The organism is Thalassococcus profundi, from assembly GCF_003344785.1.
GTDB lineage: Bacteria > Pseudomonadota > Alphaproteobacteria > Rhodobacterales > Rhodobacteraceae > Puniceibacterium > Puniceibacterium profundi.
The window spans coordinates 89,253-105,993 of record NZ_QPMK01000011.1; the positions used below are offsets into that span (position 1 = coordinate 89,253).

The following is a 16,741-nucleotide window of genomic DNA, read 5'->3' on the forward strand; positions in this document are numbered from 1 at the left end:
ACAGGGCACCACGCGCATGACCGGGATCGGTTCGGCCGACAGTAGCGACGAACACCTTACCATCCCCCTAATCCGCATCGGCCCCACTGGCACCGGCTCGACAAATCGCCTAGATAGCCGCAAATCCCTGCGGGGAATCCCCCTATCGACGGAGCTTTCAGATGGCAGCCTATCAATACGTCTATCACATGGACGGCGTCTCCAAGACCTATCCGGGCGGCAAGAAATGCTTTGAAAACATCCGGCTGAACTTCCTGCCCGGCGTGAAGATCGGCGTCGTCGGCGTCAACGGCTCGGGTAAATCCACCCTGATGCGGATCATGGCCGGACAGGACAAGGATTTCTCGGGCGAGGCCTGGGTCGCCGAGGGCGCGCGTGTCGGATATCTGCCGCAGGAACCCGAACTGGATTCAAAGCTGACGGTGCGCGAGAACGTCATGCTGGGCGTCGCCGCGAAACAGGCCAAGCTCGAGCGGTTCAACGAGCTGGCGATGAACTACTCGGACGAGACCGCCGACGAGATGGCGCAGCTGCAGGACGAGATCGACAGCGAGAACCTCTGGGATCTCGACAGCCAGGTCGACGTGGCGCTCGAGGCGCTGCGCTGCCCGCCGGACGATGCCGACGTGACCACCCTCTCGGGCGGCGAAAAGCGCCGCGTGGCGCTGTGCCAGCTGCTGCTGGATGCACCCGAAATGCTGCTGCTCGACGAACCGACGAACCACCTCGACGCGGAGACCATCGCCTGGCTGCAGCAGCATCTGATCGACTACAAGGGCACGATCCTGATCGTCACCCACGACCGCTATTTCCTCGACAGCATCACCGGCTGGATCCTGGAAATCGACCGCGGACGCGGCATTCCCTACGAGGGCAACTACTCCTCCTGGCTCGACCAGAAGGCCAAGCGGCTGGAGCAGGAAGCCCGCGAGGACAAGGCCAAGCAGAAAACGCTGGAGCGCGAACTTGCCTGGATCCGGCAGGGCGCCAAGGCGCGGCAGGCCAAGTCCAAGGCGCGGATCTCGTCCTACGAAAAGCTGGCCGAAGTGTCCGAGCGCGAGCGCGTCGGCAAGGCGCAGATCGTCATTCCCAACGGCGAACGGCTCGGGTCCAAGGTGATCGAGGTCGAGGGACTGAAAAAGCACATGGGCGACAAGCTTCTGATCGAGAACCTGTCGTTCTCGATCCCGCCGGGGGGCATCGTCGGCGTGATCGGCCCCAACGGCGCGGGCAAGTCCACGTTGTTCAAGATGATCACCGGCCAGGAAAAACCTGACGAGGGCACGATCACCCTGGGCGACACGGTGCAGCTGTCCTATGTCGACCAGTCGCGCGACGACCTCAACCCGGATGACAACATCTGGGAAGCGATCACCGGCGGGGCCGAGGTGATCCAGCTCGGCGATGCCGAGGTCAACTCCCGCGCCTATTGCGGCGCCTTCAACTTCAAGGGCACGACGCAGCAGAAGAAGGTCAGCCTGCTGTCGGGCGGCGAACGCAACCGCGTGCACATGGCGCGGCTCTTGAAAGAGGGCGGCAACGTGCTGCTGCTCGACGAACCGACCAACGATCTCGACGTCGAGACGCTGCGCGCGCTCGAGGATGCGCTGGTCGATTTCGCCGGTTGCGCCGTGGTCATCAGCCACGACCGCTTCTTCCTCGACCGGATCTGCACGCATATCCTCGCCTTCGAAGGCGACGCCCACGTGGAATGGTTCGAAGGCAACTTCGAGGATTACGAGGAAGACAAGAAGCTGCGGCTCGGGCCGGATGCGGCGGAACCCAAGCGGATGAAGCACAAGAAGTTCACGCGGTAGGATATGCTTTTGAAATCATGGGAAACCATAAAAATTAAATGGCATATTTTCGAATACAACTTTCACTGGGAGGGTTACTCGTTCCTTTTTCGAGGTACCTTGGCGAGAGTTGCAGCAGGGATCCCGCTCGTCGGATATCTAATTATTTTTAATGATGGCATATCTCAATATTTGACATTTGAGAATGTCACATCGAACGAAATCTATGCGAGTACACTCACTGCGAGCGCTCGACTACGCTTTGTTTATTTTGGTTTCATTTTCCTAGGAATTGGTGAAATATTCTATCGGGTTCGCCGACCCCAGGTAATAAAACTAGGTGATACATTCGAAACATATAAGAAGAAAATTCTTAGTTTTGCCTCTCCCAGATTTTTTTCCGAGGCCCACTACAAGATCAGACACTCTGAGTTTGATCCTTTTACCAGTGGCGGAAAATATTACGACCGTGACTTTGAAAACTTTATGGAACTGTGCACAGGCGCCAAACCGGGAAAAAGTATTAGAGAAGCCTATGAGAGTGGCAAAAAAGCTGACTGGAACGAAGCAGTAAGGCGTTATGAACCCCTGCTTACAGGAATATTGGAAGAAACATATTTCAGAGAGGGGAGGGAACGGCGAATTTCATTGATACTCGCAGTCTTGCTCGCTCTAATTGGGTATGCCCTACTAGTCATTCCTAGCTTTGAGCTATTCATACGGATAACTTATTCATCTTTTAACTCTCTTTAGCGACACGACTGAAGTCAGCTTAGATTTATTTGCAGGGTGGCCTAATCCCGCGGGCCCCGCCAGAAGCTAGCCATAACCACGGACGGTCGGACCCGCCGCACGAATTTCGAGAACCGCGCCTTGATCGCGCCCCAGCGATCGGAATAGTTCGCGTCGTCTTCAGGCAAGGTCCAGAGCGCGTGCATGTGATCGGGCAGAACCACCCAGGCGTCGATGGCGAACGGCCTCCGCCGGCGCGTCACCGCCACGGCCTCGCGCAAAATGTCGATCTCGTCGACCAGAAGCCGCGCGCCGGGACGGGCGAGGCAGACTGTAAAGAACACACAAGCCGCAGAGCGGCGGGGACGGCGATAACACGACATCCCCGCAGTCTGGCCGCGTCCTGGTTAATCGACCGTTACGACAGGCCCGCCAGCCGCGGTACCGTCTTCCAGATCACGAAGGGCATCACCACCAGCGCCACCAGACCCGCCCATCCCGCGGGCGTCATCGGCTCGGTCAGGCCCAGCGCCACGAAACCCGTGCCGAGCGGGAAGAACGCCACCAGGAACAGGCTGACCAGAGAGGCGAAAAGCTGACCCTTGGCCCAGCCCGGCGCATTGGGGCCGTGGTGCTTGCCATAGGCCCAGGCATAGATGCAGACCGACAGCAGAACCGCGGCCACGCCTTCCAGAAGATACATGATGTCTCCAAGACCGGCGCCGCGATCTCCCTTGTCCGCCCACGGGCAAAGTGATCCGAGTCGCGCGCCGTCGAGGCGAAGATACGAACGGCCCCTGCCGTCGCCTAGAGGGGCGCGAAAATATTCCCGGCCTCGCCCGTCCGTCACGGACTGCGCGGCGCGCTTCTGCGTGCAGAGGTTCCCGGTTCGTCGAACGCGGGTCGTCGCTTGGGCTTGCGAAATCCCTTGCGTGATCACTCCGGACCTGTCATACGACGAGCGCTGACGATCTTCTACTCGACCTTCTGTTTTCCTTCACCGGCGCGCAGTTCTTCGATACGAACGATATCTTGCCGGGCTGTCGCATACTGCGGACAGCATTGAAAACTAAAGGAAACTTCACATGGCCACTGGCACCGTGAAATGGTTCAACGCCACCAAAGGCTTCGGCTTCATCCAGCCCGACGGCGGCTCCAAGGACGTCTTCGTCCACATCTCCGCTGTCGAGCGTTCGGGCCTCACCGGCCTGCGTGACGACCAGAAAGTCACCTTCGACATCGAAGCCGGCCGCGACGGCCGCGAGAGCGCGGTCAACCTCGCCCTCGCCTGAGCCTCGCGCACAGGACATTCTGCGGCCGTCCCCCCCCGGGGCGGCCGTTTGCGTTTTCGGCCCGCCGCGCAGCCCGGGTCTCACGGCGACGTGAGCGGCGCATGTGCGAAAACCGCGCGAATCCTGCCACACCTTGAAACCAACCCGTCCCGGCGCGCATTGAATTCGCACAAGTGATGGGCAAGATGCCTGCATTCAAAAATTCCGGATAAAGAGCACTGCCATGATCTCTCGCCGCACATTCCTGACCTCCGCCGCCGCTGCATCGGCATTTCCCCTGCCGGCGCTCGCGCAGGGGTTCCAGGTCGACAAGAAATTCACCCCGCAACGCGTCCGCTTTGCCGCGGCCTACGCCCCCGGTCAGATCCTGATCGTGCCCAAGGCCCACATGCTGTATTTCATCGACGCGCCCGGTCAGGCGATGCGCTACGGCGTCGGTCTCGGCAAGGCCGGACAGGAGATCTCGGGCACCTACGAGGTCGGAAGCCGCAAGGAATGGCCGACATGGCGGCCCACCGATGCGATGATCGAACGCGATCCGCAGGCCTATGGCCGCTTCAAGGGCAACGACTACGTGCAGCCGGGCGGTCCGGGCAACCCGCTGGGCGCACGCGCGCTCTATCTCTACCGCAACAATCGCTACACCTTCAACGCGATCCACGGCACCACCGAACCGCGGTCGATCGGGCGGTCGGTGTCGAACGGCTGTGTCCGCATGATCAACGAACACGTCATGGACCTGTATCAACGCGTGCCGGTCGGGACCAAAGTCACCGTCCTATGATCCGGGCCCGCCGGGCAGGCCGGGGATGACCCGGTTCGATGTTCTGGTGCTGGGCGCCGGGCCCGGCGGCAGCGCCGCCGCCGTGACCGCGGCGCGGGCGGGCCTCAGCGTCGCGCTGATCGACAGGCACGTGTTCCCGCGCGACAAGCTTTGCGGGGGCGGCTTCACTGGCCGATCCATGCGCTATTTCCGCGAGATTTTCGGCGCGGAGGCACCGTCGGCGCCGCACCTTACCCGCACTTCCGTCACCTTTTGCGCCTTTGGCCAGACGCTCGGCACCTTCGACGAGGTGCCGCCGATCCACATGACCATGCGCCGGACGCTGGACCAGGCGCTGATGCAGGCCGCGCTCGACGCGGGCGCCGCCGACCTGACCGGCGTCCGTGTGCTGGCGATTGACCCGGATGCCGCGCAGGTGACGCTCGCCGACCGTAGCCTGTCAGGACGCGTGCTGATCGCCGCCGACGGGGTCAACAGCCCCACCGCGCGGGCGATCTTCGGGCAGCCTTTCGACAAACAGCGCATCGGCTTTGCGCTCGAGGTCGAACACCCGTCGGACGATCCCGCCGCAACCGGCGTGCGCATCGATTTCGGCGCCGCCGAGTGGGGATACGGCTGGGATTTTCCGAAAACCTGCGGCCGCACTGTCGGTCTGGGCGGGGTGCTCAGCCGCAACGCCGACATGAAATCCGCCCTGCGCCGCTATCTCCAAGTTCTTGGCCTGCCCGACGACCGGCCCGTCAAGGGCCACTTCCTGCCCTTCGGCGATCCGCGAAAGGTTCCGGGACGCGGGCGCACGGTGCTGGTGGGGGATGCCGCCGGGCTGGTCGATCCGATCACCGGTGAAGGCATCGCCTTTGCGATGAAAAGCGGCCAGTACGCCGCGCAGGCCGCCATGGTCGCGCTCGAGGCCGGCGACCCGGACAGCGTTCTGCCCCGATATCGCCACGCCCTGCGCCCCATTCACCGCTCCATCGCCCAAGCGCGGCTGATCCGGCCCCTGGTCTTCATGCCCGCCTTTCGCCAGGGCTTCATCAACGGGTTCCGCCGGTCTTCGAACCTGCGCCGGGATTACATGCGGATGCTGGCCGGAGAGTGCGAATACGACGCGCTGACACGGCAGGTCGTCGCCCGCCTGCCCCGCTATGCCTGGCGCGGGATGCGGTCGGTTTTCGGCGGCGGTCAGAACAGCGCCTCGCGCGCGCCATAGAGATGCCCGAATTCCGCGTCTTAATGAGTTGTAAGGATTTGGGCCCCAGAGTGGCGGCAAGCTGAGGAGACAGTCATGGCATTGGTCGGCTTGATGATGGGCAGTGTGCTTGGTTTCTTCGGTGCAGCTGCCGGCTGGATGATCTGGGACCTCTCCGCCTTGACGGCGCTGGCCTTTTACCTTTTCACAAGCCTTGCCATGGGCCTGGCGATGGTCCTGTTCGGTGCGATCCGCCGAGAGGACGAGAGCGCTGATGCGGCGGCCGTAAAAGCGGTCTGATCGGCAGCCACCCACGACCCGCCCGCCATGTCCGCACAGGGCGTCACAGCATGACGTGGATCACCAGCAGGTTCGGGACGATGAACAGGGCCGCGATGCACAGAAGCTTTGCCAGATGCGACAGCGTCCGCAGACCGGAACTTCCGTTCAGCGTGTCGCCATAGGCCATGGCGGCGAACATCAGCGCGCCGGCCTGCCCCTCTTCGACCCTCTGTAGCTTGCGAATCCGCGCCGATGCTGCGGCGTAGCGGGCCTCAAGTGTCGCCTGATCCGGTTGTCCCGACGTGGTTTTTCCTGTTTGTGCCATACCGAAATTCCTTCTTTTCGCTGAACATGGCACGGGTCCTTGGCGAAGCAAGGTCTCTGCGACAACAATGCCGCGCTGCCCGCAAAATTCGCGGAGGACGGACAGAAAACCGCGCAAAACAAGGCTCAAACAACTTTCGCTTGCAACGACTCGGGTCAGGCCACATAAAAAATGCTGCGACGTTACCACTATCGACCCACTGCTCCTTCACGGCTCAGCTATTCGATCTGTCACTGACCGAGCCGACCTGCCGCAATCCCGCGGGCAGTTGAAGATGAGGAGCAAGACGATGGCAACTGGCACCGTCAAATGGTTCAACACCACCAAAGGATACGGCTTTATCGCGCCCGATGGCGGCAGCAAGGACGTGTTCGTGCATATCTCCGCGGTCGAGCGGTCGGGCCTGACCGGCCTTGCGGACAATCAGAAGGTCACCTTCGACATCGAGCCGGGCCGCGATGGCCGCGAAGCGGCGGTGAACATCGCGCTGGCCTGAGCCCGCGCGACAGGATCTTGACGGGCGCCCCTGCGGCGCCCGTTTGCATTCCTACTCTGCCGCTTCGGCGATCAGTTCCTCGACCCGCGGTCCCAGCGCCGCCACGATCCGGGCGACCCCTTCGGCATTGGGATGGATCCCGTCGGCCTGCATGTAGCTGCGCGCCGCATCGGGGCCGTCGCCGTCTTCGGTCAGCGCCCCGAAAAACTCCGCCTCATAGAGCGTGCCGTATTGCTCCGCCAACTCCGGGTAGATCGCGTCAAAGCTCGCCTTGTACTCCGGCCCGTAATTCCCCGGCGCGGTCATGCCCACGAGCAGGATCTCGAGGTCGCGCGCCTGCCCGGCCTGCAGGATACCATCGAGGTTCTCGCGGGCATTCGACGGGTCGATCCCGCGCAAAAGGTCGTTGCCGCCCAGCGTGACGATCATCGCATCCGTGTCGTCGCTCAGCGCCCAGTCGACCCGTGACAATCCGCCCGCCGTGGTGTCGCCGGACACGCCCGCATTGACCACGGTCACGTCATGGCCGCGTTCCGTCAGCCAGTTTTGAAGCTGCGGCACGAAGCCCTCGCCCTGCGGCAGGCCGTATCCGGCGGTGAGGCTGTCGCCCAGGGCCACGATCTCCAGGGTCTCGGCCTCTGCCGCGACAGCGGGAAGCGCGGCCAAAGCCACGGCCAAAGCCTTGCTCCGCCACCCGGCGGCCCCATATGACACCAAACTCCTCATCGAACAGGCCCTTTCCATGTCAGATACCGTACTTGCCCTAAAAGATGTGACTTTGCGCCTCAGGGGCAATGCCGGGATGGTGGAAATCCTGCATGACATCACGCTGGACGTCGCGCAGGGCGAAACTCTGAGCCTCGTGGGCCCCTCGGGGTCGGGCAAATCGTCGCTGCTGATGATCATGGGCGGGCTGGAGCGCGCCACGTCCGGGTCGGTGCTGTCGCTGGGCCAGGACCTCACGGCGCTGAACGAGGACGGGCTGGCGCGGTTCCGCCGCGACAACATGGGCGTGGTGTTCCAGTCCTTCCACCTGATCCCGACCATGACCGCGCTGGAAAACGTGGCCACCCCGCTTGAACTTGCGGGCCATGCCGACGCCTTCGACCGCGCCGAAGCCGAGCTCGAGGCCGTGGGTCTCGCGCATCGCGCGGGGCACTATCCGGCGCAGATGTCCGGCGGCGAACAGCAGCGGGTCGCACTGGCCCGCGCCGCGGCACCCCGGCCCAAGCTGCTGTTGGCGGATGAACCCACCGGCAACCTCGACGGCGAGAACGGGCAGGCGATCATCGACCTGCTCTTCGGGCTGCGCGACCGGCACGGGGCGACTCTGGTGCTTGTCACCCATGCCAACAGCCTGGCGCAGAAATGCGACCGGATGATCCGCCTCACCGATGGCCGCATCGCCGATCAGCAGTTGCGGGCCGCAGAATGAGCCTGTCCGTCTCGGCCCGGTTCGCCCGCCGCGAATTGCGCGGCGGCCTGCGCGGCTTCCGCATCTTTCTTGCCTGTCTCGCGCTCGGCGTTGCCGCCATCGCCGGTGTCGGGTCGGTCCGTTCCGCCATCCAGGCGGGGCTCGCGGACCAGGGCGCGGTGCTGCTGGGCGGCGATGCGCAGGCGGAATTCACCTATCGTTTTGCCGACGAGGACGAGCGCGCCTGGCTCGAAAGCGTCTCGACCGCCGTGTCCGAGGTCACCGATTTCCGCTCCATGGTCGTGGTCGATCCCGAAGGCGCCGCCGAACGCGCACTGACGCAGGTGAAATCCGTGGACGACGCCTACCCGCTCACCGGCAGCGTTACGCTGGAGCCCTCGATGCCGCTGGCCGAGGCTCTGGCGGGCGACGGCGCGGTGATGGCGCCGATTCTCGCCAACCGGCTGGGTCTCGCCCCCGGCGACAGCTTCCGCCTCGGCAGCAAGGATTTCACCCTTTCGGCGCTGCTGACAGTGGAGCCGGACAACGCCGGCGGCGGCTTCGACCTTGGCCCGCGCACGATGGTGCGCACCGAGGCCCTGCAGGGCACCGGCCTTCTGGAACCCGGCAGCCTGTTCGAGACCGAATACCGCATGACCCTCCCGCCCGGCACCGACCTCGACACGCTCGAGGACGAGGCCGAGGACCGCTTCCGCGACACCGGCCTGCGCTGGCGCGACGCGCGCAACGGCGCGCCCGGGGTGGCCCGGTTCGTCGAACGGCTGGGCGCGTTCCTGGTGCTGGTGGGTCTCTCTGGCCTTGCGGTGGGCGGCATCGGCGTCTCGGCGGCGGTGCGGTCGTACCTGACGCGCAAGACCTCGGTCATCGCGACGCTGCGGACACTCGGCGCCAGCCGCGCGACGATTTTCCAGACCTATTTCATCCAGATCGGCGTATTGAGCTTACTGGGCATCGCGCTGGGCCTGATCCTCGGCGCGGCGATCCCGTTGCTTTTCGCGCCGATGATCACCGCGTCGCTGCCGATCCCGGCGATCTTCGCGCTGCATCCCGGACCGCTGGTCGAGGCGGCGATCTACGGCGTCCTGACGGCGCTGCTCTTCACCCTCTGGCCGCTTGCCCGCACCGAGGACGTGCGCGCCGCGACGCTCTTCCGCGATGCCATGGAGGGCGCCCGCGCCCTGCCCGCTCCGCGCTACCTGCTGGGCACCGCGGTTCTGGCGGTGCTACTGATCGGCACGGCGATGGTCTTCTCCGGCGATCCGTGGCTCACCAGCTGGACCGCGGGCGGCATCCTGGGGTCGCTGGTGATCCTGAGCCTCGCCGCGCTCGGCATTCGCTGGCTCGCCCGCCGCGCCACACCCGCGGCCCGGGGCCGGCCGATCCTGCGCTGGGCGCTCGGCGCCATCGGCGGTCCGCGGGAAGGCGCGTCGTCGGTGGTGCTGTCGCTTGGGCTGGGCCTTGCGGTGCTGGCCGCGGTGGGCCAGATCGACGGCAACCTGCGCAACGCCATCAGCCGCGACCTGCCGGAGGTGGCGCCGTCCTATTTCTTCGTCGACATCCAGCGCGACCAGATGCCGGGCTACCTGGACCGGCTGGAGAACGATCCGGCGGTCAGCCGCATCGACAGCGCGCCGATGCTGCGCGGGGTGATCACCCAGATCAACGGCGTCTCGGCCACCGAGGTCGCGGGCGAGCATTGGGTCATTCGCGGCGACCGGGGCATCACCTATGCCGCCACCCCGGGCGAGAACACCACCATCACCGCCGGTGAATTCTGGCCCGAGGACTACGACGGCCCGCCGCAGATCAGCTTTGCCCAGGAAGAGGCGGACGAGATCGGGCTGAAGCTCGGTGACGAGATCACCGTCAACATCCTGGGCCGCGACATCACCGCGACGATCACCAGCTTCCGCGAGGTGGATTTCTCGACCGCCGGGATCGGCTTCGTCATGACGATGAACCCCGGCGCCCTGCAGGGCGCGCCGCATACCTTCATCTCGACCGTCTATGCCGAGCCAGAGGCCGAGGCGCAGATCCTGCGGGATCTCGCGCAGGAGTTTCCCAACATCACCGCGATCCGCGTGGCCGATGCCATCGACCGGGTGTCGGAACTGCTCGAAGGGATCGCGGGCGCGGTGCGCTGGGGCGCGGCGGCGACGCTGCTCACCGGCTTTCTGGTGCTGATCGGCGCCGCTGCGGCGGGCGAACAGTCGCGCACCTTCGAGGCAGCGGTTCTCAAGACCCTCGGCGCCAGCCGCGCCCGCATCCTGCGCAGTTTCGCCCTGCGCGCGGCGCTGCTGGGCGCGGCGGCCGGTGTCGTGGCACTAGCGGCGGGCATTCTGGGCGGCTGGGCGGTCAGCGCCTTCATCATGGACACGACCTATGCGGTGGTCTGGTCCTCCGCCTTCGGCATCATCGTCGGCGGCGTGCTGGCCACCCTGCTGGCGGGCCTTGCCTTCGCCTGGCGCCCGATCTCGGCACGGCCCGCGCAGGTACTGCGGGCCCGCGAATAGGCCCGCGGCTGTTGCGCCCCGGCGGATCCAGTGGCAAACCCTGCGCAACCCGCACAACCCGGAGCGTTCGCGATGACCGACAGCCTGCCCATGCCCATCTCTGCCCCGCTCACGCCCGCACAGCGTACTCGCGTGCTGAACCTCGTGCGCCGCGCCGCCCGCGCCGAGATCATGCCGCGTTTCCGGGCGCTTTCGGCGGACGACATCGCGCAGAAGACCGGCCCGCAGGACCTGGTGACCGAAGCCGACCGCCGCGCCGAAGCGATGATCGCCCGCGGTCTGGTGCAGATGTTTCCCAACGCGCTGATCGTGGGCGAAGAGGACGCGTCCCAAAATGCCGATATCATCGCCAAGATCGCCGAGGCCGAGATGGCCTTCACCATCGACCCGGTCGACGGCACCTGGAACTACGCCAACGGTCTGACACAATTCGGGGTGATCCTGTCTGTCACCCGCTTCGGCGTGCCGGTCTTCGGCCTGCTCTACGATCCGGTGATGGACGACGCGGTCGTGGCCGACGAGGTCGGTCCGGCGCAGATGCTTCAGCCCCGCCGCGCACCCCGCACCCTGAGCGCCTCGGCGGGCGGCGAGGTCGCGGACCTCGCGGGCTTCGCCGGTCTCTATCACCTGCCCGAGGCCAAGCGCGTTGCGATGGCCGCCACCTTCCCGAAGTTCAGCCGCGCCATGTCGCTGCGCTGTGCCTGCCATGAATTCCGGATGCTGGCGCAGGGCCACGTGGATTTCGTGCTGAGCGCCGGTCTGACCCCGTGGGACCATGCCGCCGGTGCCCTGATCGCCCGGCGCGCGGGCTGCCACGTGGCGATGCTGGACGGGTCGGACTACCGCGCCGACACGCGCGACGGCTACCTGCTGGCGGCGGCGAACCTCGCCACCTGGAACCGGCTGCGGGATCTGTGGAGCTTCCTGTCCGAATGAACACAGGCGCGCCGGGTCTCCCCGCCGCGCCTCTTTCGCACCGAGGTCATGCCCCTCGCGGCGCCGTTTTCCTCGAGGAAAACGGACCGAAATTCTCGAGAATTTCGGTCCCAACCCCCGGACTGTCTACTCCGCCGCCTCCGCATAGTCCGACATCGGCGGGCAGGTGCACACGAGGTTCCGGTCGCCATAGGCGTTATCCACCCGGTTGACCGGCGGCCAGTACTTGTCCACCCGGAACGCCCCCGGGGGAAAGCAGCCCTGCTCTCGGCTGTAGGGCCGGTCCCAGTCGCTCACCAGGTCCTCGACCGTGTGCGGCGCGTTCTTCAAAGGGTTGTTCTCGCGATCCATCTCTCCATCCTCGATGGCGCGAATCTCCGCGCGGATGGCCAGCATCGCGTCGCAGAACCGGTCGAGCTCTGCCTTGGTTTCGCTTTCCGTCGGCTCCACCATCAGCGTGCCCGCCACCGGCCAGCTCATCGTCGGCGCGTGGAACCCGCAGTCGATCAGGCGCTTGGCTATGTCTTCCACGGTGATGCCCGCCGATTTCTCGAAGGGGCGCGTGTCGATGATGCATTCATGCGCGACCCGGCCCGCGTTACCCTTGTAAAGGATGTCGTAGGCGCCCTGCAGCCGCGCCGCGATGTAGTTGGCGTTGAGGATCGCCACCCGCGTTGCCTGCGTGAGCCCCTCGCCGCCCATCATCAGGCAATAGGCCCAGCTGATCGGCAGCAGCGACGGCGACCCGAAGGGCGCCGCCGACACCGACCCCACACCCGGTTCAAGCGGGTGCGAGGGCAGATGCGGCACGAGGTGCTGTTTCACCCCGATCGGCCCCATGCCCGGCCCGCCGCCGCCATGCGGAATGCAGAAGGTCTTGTGCAGGTTCAGGTGGCTCACGTCGCCGCCGAGATCGCCGGGGCGCGAGAGCCCGACCATGGCGTTCATGTTGGCCCCGTCGATATAGACCTGCCCGCCGTGCCTGTGCACGATCTCGCAGACCTCCTGCACCGTCTCTTCGAACACGCCGTGGGTCGAGGGATAGGTGATCATGCAGCCGGCCAGGTTCTCCGCATGCTCTTCGGCCTTGGCGCGGAAATCCTCGAGGTCGATGTCGCCGCGCGCGTCGTCCTTGATCGGCACCACCTTCCAGCCGACCATCTGCGCGCTCGCCGGGTTGGTGCCATGCGCGTTCATCGGGATGAGGCAGACGTTGCGGTGCCCCTGACCTTTCGCCTTGTGCCAGTCGGCGATCGTCAGCAGACCCGCATATTCCCCCTGCGCACCGGAATTGGGCTGCATGGAGATCGCGTCGTAGCCGGTGATCTCGCAAAGCTTTTTCGACAGGTCGGCGATCAGCTCGGCATAGCCCTTGGTCTGGTCCTTCGGCGCATAGGGATGCATATGTGCGAATTCGCGCCAGCTCACCGGCATCATCTCGGCGGCGGAGTTGAGTTTCATCGTGCAGGATCCCAGCGGGATCATCGCCCGGTCGAGCGCCAGGTCGCGATCCGCCAGCCGCCGCATGTAGCGCATCATCTCGGTCTCGGCCCGGTTCATGTGAAAGACGTCATGCTCCAGGTAGCCGCTCTTGCGGCACAATGCGTCGGGCAGCCGGTACTCGGCGCTCAGGTCGTCGTCCTTGCGCCAGAGGCCAAAGGCCCGCCAGACCGATTCGATGGTCTCGGGCCGGGTGCTTTCGTCGACGGTGATCCCCACCTTCGTCTTGCCGACCCGGCGCAGGTTCACGCCCTGCTGCACGGCGGCCTGCAACACCCCGCGCTGCAAGAGCCCCACGTCCACGGTGATCGTGTCGAAAAATTCCCTGGGCTCCACCTTGAAGCCCGCCGCCTCAAGGCCGCGCGCCAGCCGCGCGGTCTTGCGGTGGATGCGCTGCGCGATGGCGCGCAGGCCCTCGGGCCCGTGAAACACCGCGTAGAAGCCCGCCATCACCGCCAGCAGGGCCTGCGCCGTGCAGACGTTGCTGGTGGCCTTCTCGCGCCGGATGTGCTGCTCGCGGGTCTGCAGCGCCAGCCGGTAGGCGCGGTTGCCGTGGCTGTCGATAGAGACGCCGACGATCCGCCCCGGCATCGCGCGCTTGTAGGCATCCCGCGTGGCCATGTAGGCCGCGTGCGGGCCCCCGAACCCCATCGGCACACCGAAGCGCTGGGTCGAGCCCACGGCGATGTCCGCGCCCATGGCGCCGGGTTCCTTCAGCAGGCAGAGCGCCATCGGATCGGCGCTCATCACCGCGATGGCCTTGTGCTCGTGCAACGCCGCGATCAGGTCGGTGAAATCGCGCAAATGCCCGTAGGTGCCGGGATACTGGAAGATCGCGCCAAAGACCTTGGACGCGTCCAAATCTTCCGGACTGCCCACGATCACCTCGATCCCCAGCGGCGCCGCGCGGGTCCGCATGACCGAAATGTTCTGCGGATGGCAGTTCTCGTCGACGAAGAAGGCCTTCGCCTTCGACTTCGCCACCCGCTGCGCCATGGTCATCGCCTCGGCACAGGCCGTGGCCTCATCGAGAAGCGACGCATTGGCGATCTCGAGCCCGGTGAGGTCGCTCACCATGGTCTGGTAGTTCAGCAGCGCCTCGAGCCGCCCCTGGCTGATCTCGGGCTGATAGGGCGTGTAGGCGGTGTACCAGGCCGGATTCTCGAAAATGTTGCGCTGAATCGCCGGCGGCGTCACCGTGCCGTGATAGCCCATGCCAATGAGCGAACTCAGCACCTGGTTCTTTTGCGCCGTCTCGCGCATATGATGCATGAGCAGCCGCTCGGACAGCGGCTTGCCGAACTCGAGCGGCTCCGCCTGCCGGATCGCCTCCGGCACGGTCTCGTCGATCAGCGCCCCAAGGTCCGCCACCCCCAGCACATCGCACATCTGCGCCATCTCCGACGGAGACGGGCCGATATGACGCCGGTTGGCGAAATCGTAGGGCAGGTAATCGGTGGGTTCGTAGGTCATGTCTTACCTCGTCATCTGGAACAGGCCACGCCGCCAGCGTGTGCGACCGCAGCTCGGGGCGCCGCCCCCGTCTTCATCTTGCCAATAAACCTCCGGGGGGCCCGGGGGGCTGGCCCCCCGGTGTTCCGGCGGTCCGGGGGGCTGGCCCCCCGGTGTTCCCGCCGCCCGGCGGGATTGCCTCCCGGGATGCCACGCGCCCCGGAGGTCAGTCCCACCGCATCAGCGGTCAGGGAGCAGAACCCTGGTGACCGGCGCGCTCCGGCCTCAGCCGATGAACGCCTTGTAGGCCGCTTCATCCATGTAGTCGTCCATCACCGACAAGTCCTCGACCTTGACCTTGAAGAACCACGACTCGCCCTCGGGGTCGTCGTTGACCTTGCCCGGCTCGTCGACCAGCGCCTCGTTGACCTCGACCACCTCGCCGTCGATGGGGGCCAGGATGTCCGACGCGGCCTTGACGCTTTCGATCACCACGACCTCTTCGTCCTTGGTGACGGTGGTGCCCACCTCGGGCAGTTCCACGAACACCACGTCGCCCAGCTGTTCGGCGGCGTGTTCGGTGATCCCGACCACGACCACGTCGCCATCCTCGACACGCAGCCATTCATGTTCTTCGGTGAACTTCATGCTTGTCTCCCGTTGCATGTTCATCGCTTGAAACCGGCGGGCACGAAGGGCAGGGCCGCCACCGCGACCGGCAGCCGCTTGCCCCGCACCTCGCCATACAGAACCGTGCCGGGCGCGGCCGAAGCCGCCGACACGTAGCCCATCGCCACCGGCGCGCCGACCGTGGGGCCGAACCCGCCCGAGGTCACGCGGCCCACCGGATCGCCGCCGGTGGCCTGGGCAAAGATTTCGACGCCCTCGCGCATCGGCGCGCGGCCTTCGGGGCGCAGGCCCACGCGTTTCCAGGCCACGCCCTCGGCCATCTGCCAGGCGATGTGATCGGCGCCGGGATAGCCGCCCGCGCGGGCGCCGCCGGGGCGCCGCACCTTCTGGATCGCCCAGGTGAGGCCCGCCTCGACCGGCGAGCTCTCGGAATCGATGTCGTGACCATAAAGGCACAGCCCCGCCTCCAGCCGCAGGCTGTCGCGGGCGCCAAGGCCGATCGCCTCCACGTCCGGATGCGCCAGCAACGCGCGGGCCAGGGTCTCGGCCGCGGCCTCGGGCACGGAGATCTCGAACCCGTCCTCGCCGGTATAGCCCGACCGCGACACCCAGCATTCCGCGCCCGCAAGCTCCAGCGTCGCCACGTCCATGAAGCGCATCTCGCGCACCGCGACATTGAGGCCCGCAAGCACGTCTTCGGCAGCGGCCCCCTGCAGCGCCAGCAGGGCGCGGCTGTCGAGGGACTTGACCACCACATCCGGCTCCAACCCCGCGCGCAGGCGGGCGACATCGGCCTCCTTGCAGGCGGCGTTGACCACGAGGAACAGGTGATCGCCGCGGTTGGCGATCATCAGGTCGTCCTCGATCCCGCCCGCATTGTTGGTGAAAAAGCCGTAGCGCTGACGGTTCTCGGCAAGCCCCGCCACATCCACCGGCACCAGCCGTTCCAGCGCCTGCGCCGCATCGGCGCGTCGCGACCGCAGGACCACCTGCCCCATGTGGCTGACGTCGAAGAGCCCGGCCTTGGCGCGGGTGTGCTGATGTTCCTTCATCACCCCGAGCGGATAGCTGACCGGCATTTCGTAGCCGGCGAATTCGACCATCTTGGCGCCCAGCTCGACATGCAGGTCGTAGAGCGGCGTGCGCAGTGGGCCGCCGTCGTCTTCCGCAGCGGCAGGGTGATGATGATGGTGTTCGCCCGGACCGTGCGCGACGCCGCAGGCGCAGACATCCTCGCGCACGGCGTATTGCTCCAGATCGTCCTTGCGGTCGGTTCCGTCTGTTTCGGCCATGTATCCCCCGTGCGGCGCACCGGGTCCAGTCCGCCCGGCTTCAGTCAGCGTGCGCGGGGCGCACCTTGCGTCCCGCATCCAACGCCC

General features: G+C 65.7%; 17 protein-coding genes. 10 read left to right on the forward strand and 7 right to left on the reverse strand.

The genetic code is table 11. From position 1 onward, the window contains the following. The first annotated feature begins 161 nt into the window (after positions 1-161). The gene (ettA, locus tag DU478_RS14260; RefSeq protein WP_114511638.1) at positions 162-1,817 is read left to right on the forward strand and encodes an energy-dependent translational throttle protein EttA; all 1,656 of its coding nucleotides are present in this window, start codon (positions 162-164) and stop codon (positions 1,815-1,817) included. A gap of 9 nt (positions 1,818-1,826) precedes the next feature. Further along, complete coding sequence (locus tag DU478_RS22695) at positions 1,827-2,549, forward strand: hypothetical protein (protein ID WP_147276352.1); 723 nt, start codon at positions 1,827-1,829, stop codon at positions 2,547-2,549. A 41-nt stretch (positions 2,550-2,590) separates the two neighbouring features. Here the strand turns inward: DU478_RS22695 and DU478_RS14265 are convergent, their stop codons facing one another. Both DU478_RS14265 and DU478_RS14270 read right to left on the reverse strand, forming a co-directional pair. Further along, positions 2,591-2,911, reverse strand: coding sequence for an REP-associated tyrosine transposase (locus DU478_RS14265; RefSeq protein ID WP_407703168.1), 321 nt, complete (start codon positions 2,909-2,911; stop codon positions 2,591-2,593). Positions 2,912-2,946: 35 nt separating this feature from the next. Continuing rightward, entirely contained in the window at positions 2,947-3,231 is a 285-nt protein-coding gene (locus tag DU478_RS14270) for a hypothetical protein (protein WP_114511640.1), read from the reverse strand. A 382-nt stretch (positions 3,232-3,613) separates the two neighbouring features. Here DU478_RS14270 and DU478_RS14275 point away from each other — a divergent pair, with 382 nt between their 5' ends. The 4 genes from DU478_RS14275 (at position 3,614) to DU478_RS14290 (ending at position 6,093) form a co-directional block, all read left to right on the forward strand. Continuing rightward, positions 3,614-3,820 (forward strand): cold-shock protein, encoded by a 207-nt coding sequence (locus DU478_RS14275; RefSeq protein WP_114511641.1) that lies wholly within the window; start codon positions 3,614-3,616, stop codon positions 3,818-3,820. A 223-nt stretch (positions 3,821-4,043) separates the two neighbouring features. Then, positions 4,044-4,604, forward strand: coding sequence for a L,D-transpeptidase (locus DU478_RS14280; protein ID WP_199488348.1), 561 nt, complete (start codon positions 4,044-4,046; stop codon positions 4,602-4,604). A gap of 25 nt (positions 4,605-4,629) precedes the next feature. After that, positions 4,630-5,814 (forward strand): geranylgeranyl reductase family protein, encoded by a 1,185-nt coding sequence (locus DU478_RS14285; protein ID WP_114511642.1) that lies wholly within the window; start codon positions 4,630-4,632, stop codon positions 5,812-5,814. Between the two features lie 75 nt (positions 5,815-5,889). Further along, positions 5,890-6,093, forward strand: a complete 204-nt coding sequence (locus tag DU478_RS14290) for a hypothetical protein (RefSeq protein WP_114511643.1) — start codon at positions 5,890-5,892, stop codon at positions 6,091-6,093. A gap of 43 nt (positions 6,094-6,136) precedes the next feature. Here the strand turns inward: DU478_RS14290 and DU478_RS14295 are convergent, their stop codons facing one another. Next, positions 6,137-6,400 carry a hypothetical protein gene (locus DU478_RS14295; protein ID WP_114511644.1) on the reverse strand — a complete coding sequence of 88 codons (264 nt, stop codon included), beginning with the start codon at positions 6,398-6,400 and terminating at the stop codon, positions 6,137-6,139. Positions 6,401-6,689: 289 nt separating this feature from the next. On the opposite strand from DU478_RS14295, the gene DU478_RS14300 reads away from it, so the two are divergent. Next, positions 6,690-6,896: a cold-shock protein gene (locus DU478_RS14300; protein WP_114511645.1), complete on the forward strand. Its 207-nt coding sequence runs from the start codon at positions 6,690-6,692 to the stop codon at positions 6,894-6,896. Between the two features lie 51 nt (positions 6,897-6,947). Here DU478_RS14300 and DU478_RS14305 read toward each other — a convergent pair whose 3' ends face one another. After that, complete coding sequence (locus DU478_RS14305) at positions 6,948-7,622, reverse strand: arylesterase (RefSeq protein ID WP_114511646.1); 675 nt, start codon at positions 7,620-7,622, stop codon at positions 6,948-6,950. A 16-nt stretch (positions 7,623-7,638) separates the two neighbouring features. Between DU478_RS14305 and DU478_RS14310 the strand changes: the two genes are divergently transcribed. From DU478_RS14310 to DU478_RS14320, 3 genes are all read left to right on the forward strand, one after another. Beyond that, entirely contained in the window at positions 7,639-8,331 is a 693-nt protein-coding gene (locus DU478_RS14310) for an ABC transporter ATP-binding protein (RefSeq protein WP_114511647.1), read from the forward strand. Then, positions 8,328-10,844, forward strand: coding sequence for an ABC transporter permease (locus DU478_RS14315; protein WP_114511648.1), 2,517 nt, complete (start codon positions 8,328-8,330; stop codon positions 10,842-10,844). Before DU478_RS14310 ends, DU478_RS14315 begins: the two co-directional genes overlap by 4 nt. 72 nt (positions 10,845-10,916) lie before the next feature. Next, positions 10,917-11,780, forward strand: a complete 864-nt coding sequence (locus DU478_RS14320; protein ID WP_114511649.1) for an inositol monophosphatase family protein — start codon at positions 10,917-10,919, stop codon at positions 11,778-11,780. A gap of 126 nt (positions 11,781-11,906) precedes the next feature. Here DU478_RS14320 and gcvP read toward each other — a convergent pair whose 3' ends face one another. The 3 genes from gcvP to gcvT all read right to left on the reverse strand — a co-directional run bounded on the left by gcvP (position 11,907) and on the right by gcvT (position 16,654). Then, entirely contained in the window at positions 11,907-14,753 is a 2,847-nt protein-coding gene (gcvP, locus tag DU478_RS14325) for an aminomethyl-transferring glycine dehydrogenase (RefSeq protein ID WP_114511650.1), read from the reverse strand. A gap of 264 nt (positions 14,754-15,017) precedes the next feature. Beyond that, positions 15,018-15,398, reverse strand: a complete 381-nt coding sequence (gene gcvH / locus DU478_RS14330; RefSeq protein ID WP_114511651.1) for a glycine cleavage system protein GcvH — start codon at positions 15,396-15,398, stop codon at positions 15,018-15,020. Positions 15,399-15,400: 2 nt separating this feature from the next. Then, positions 15,401-16,654 carry a glycine cleavage system aminomethyltransferase GcvT gene (gcvT, locus tag DU478_RS14335; RefSeq protein WP_114511652.1) on the reverse strand — a complete coding sequence of 418 codons (1,254 nt, stop codon included), beginning with the start codon at positions 16,652-16,654 and terminating at the stop codon, positions 15,401-15,403. Positions 16,655-16,741: the final 87 nt, after the last annotated feature.

Coding starts and splice junctions, on each gene's coding strand:
- gcvP (WP_114511650.1), bottom strand. CDS start 14,753: ATGACCTACGAACCCACCGATTACCTGCCCTACGATTTCGCCAACCGG.
- ettA (WP_114511638.1), top strand. CDS start 162: ATGGCAGCCTATCAATACGTCTATCACATGGACGGCGTCTCCAAGACC.
- gcvT (WP_114511652.1), bottom strand. CDS start 16,654: ATGGCCGAAACAGACGGAACCGACCGCAAGGACGATCTGGAGCAATAC.
- DU478_RS14300 (WP_114511645.1), top strand. CDS start 6,690: ATGGCAACTGGCACCGTCAAATGGTTCAACACCACCAAAGGATACGGC.
- DU478_RS14320 (WP_114511649.1), top strand. CDS start 10,917: ATGACCGACAGCCTGCCCATGCCCATCTCTGCCCCGCTCACGCCCGCA.
- DU478_RS14280 (WP_199488348.1), top strand. CDS start 4,044: ATGATCTCTCGCCGCACATTCCTGACCTCCGCCGCCGCTGCATCGGCA.
- DU478_RS14265 (WP_407703168.1), bottom strand. CDS start 2,911: ATGTCGTGTTATCGCCGTCCCCGCCGCTCTGCGGCTTGTGTGTTCTTT.
- DU478_RS14305 (WP_114511646.1), bottom strand. CDS start 7,622: ATGAGGAGTTTGGTGTCATATGGGGCCGCCGGGTGGCGGAGCAAGGCT.
- DU478_RS14275 (WP_114511641.1), top strand. CDS start 3,614: ATGGCCACTGGCACCGTGAAATGGTTCAACGCCACCAAAGGCTTCGGC.
- DU478_RS14310 (WP_114511647.1), top strand. CDS start 7,639: ATGTCAGATACCGTACTTGCCCTAAAAGATGTGACTTTGCGCCTCAGG.
- DU478_RS14290 (WP_114511643.1), top strand. CDS start 5,890: ATGGCATTGGTCGGCTTGATGATGGGCAGTGTGCTTGGTTTCTTCGGT.
- DU478_RS14270 (WP_114511640.1), bottom strand. CDS start 3,231: ATGTATCTTCTGGAAGGCGTGGCCGCGGTTCTGCTGTCGGTCTGCATC.
- gcvH (WP_114511651.1), bottom strand. CDS start 15,398: ATGCAACGGGAGACAAGCATGAAGTTCACCGAAGAACATGAATGGCTG.
- DU478_RS14285 (WP_114511642.1), top strand. CDS start 4,630: ATGACCCGGTTCGATGTTCTGGTGCTGGGCGCCGGGCCCGGCGGCAGC.
- DU478_RS14295 (WP_114511644.1), bottom strand. CDS start 6,400: ATGGCACAAACAGGAAAAACCACGTCGGGACAACCGGATCAGGCGACA.
- DU478_RS14315 (WP_114511648.1), top strand. CDS start 8,328: ATGAGCCTGTCCGTCTCGGCCCGGTTCGCCCGCCGCGAATTGCGCGGC.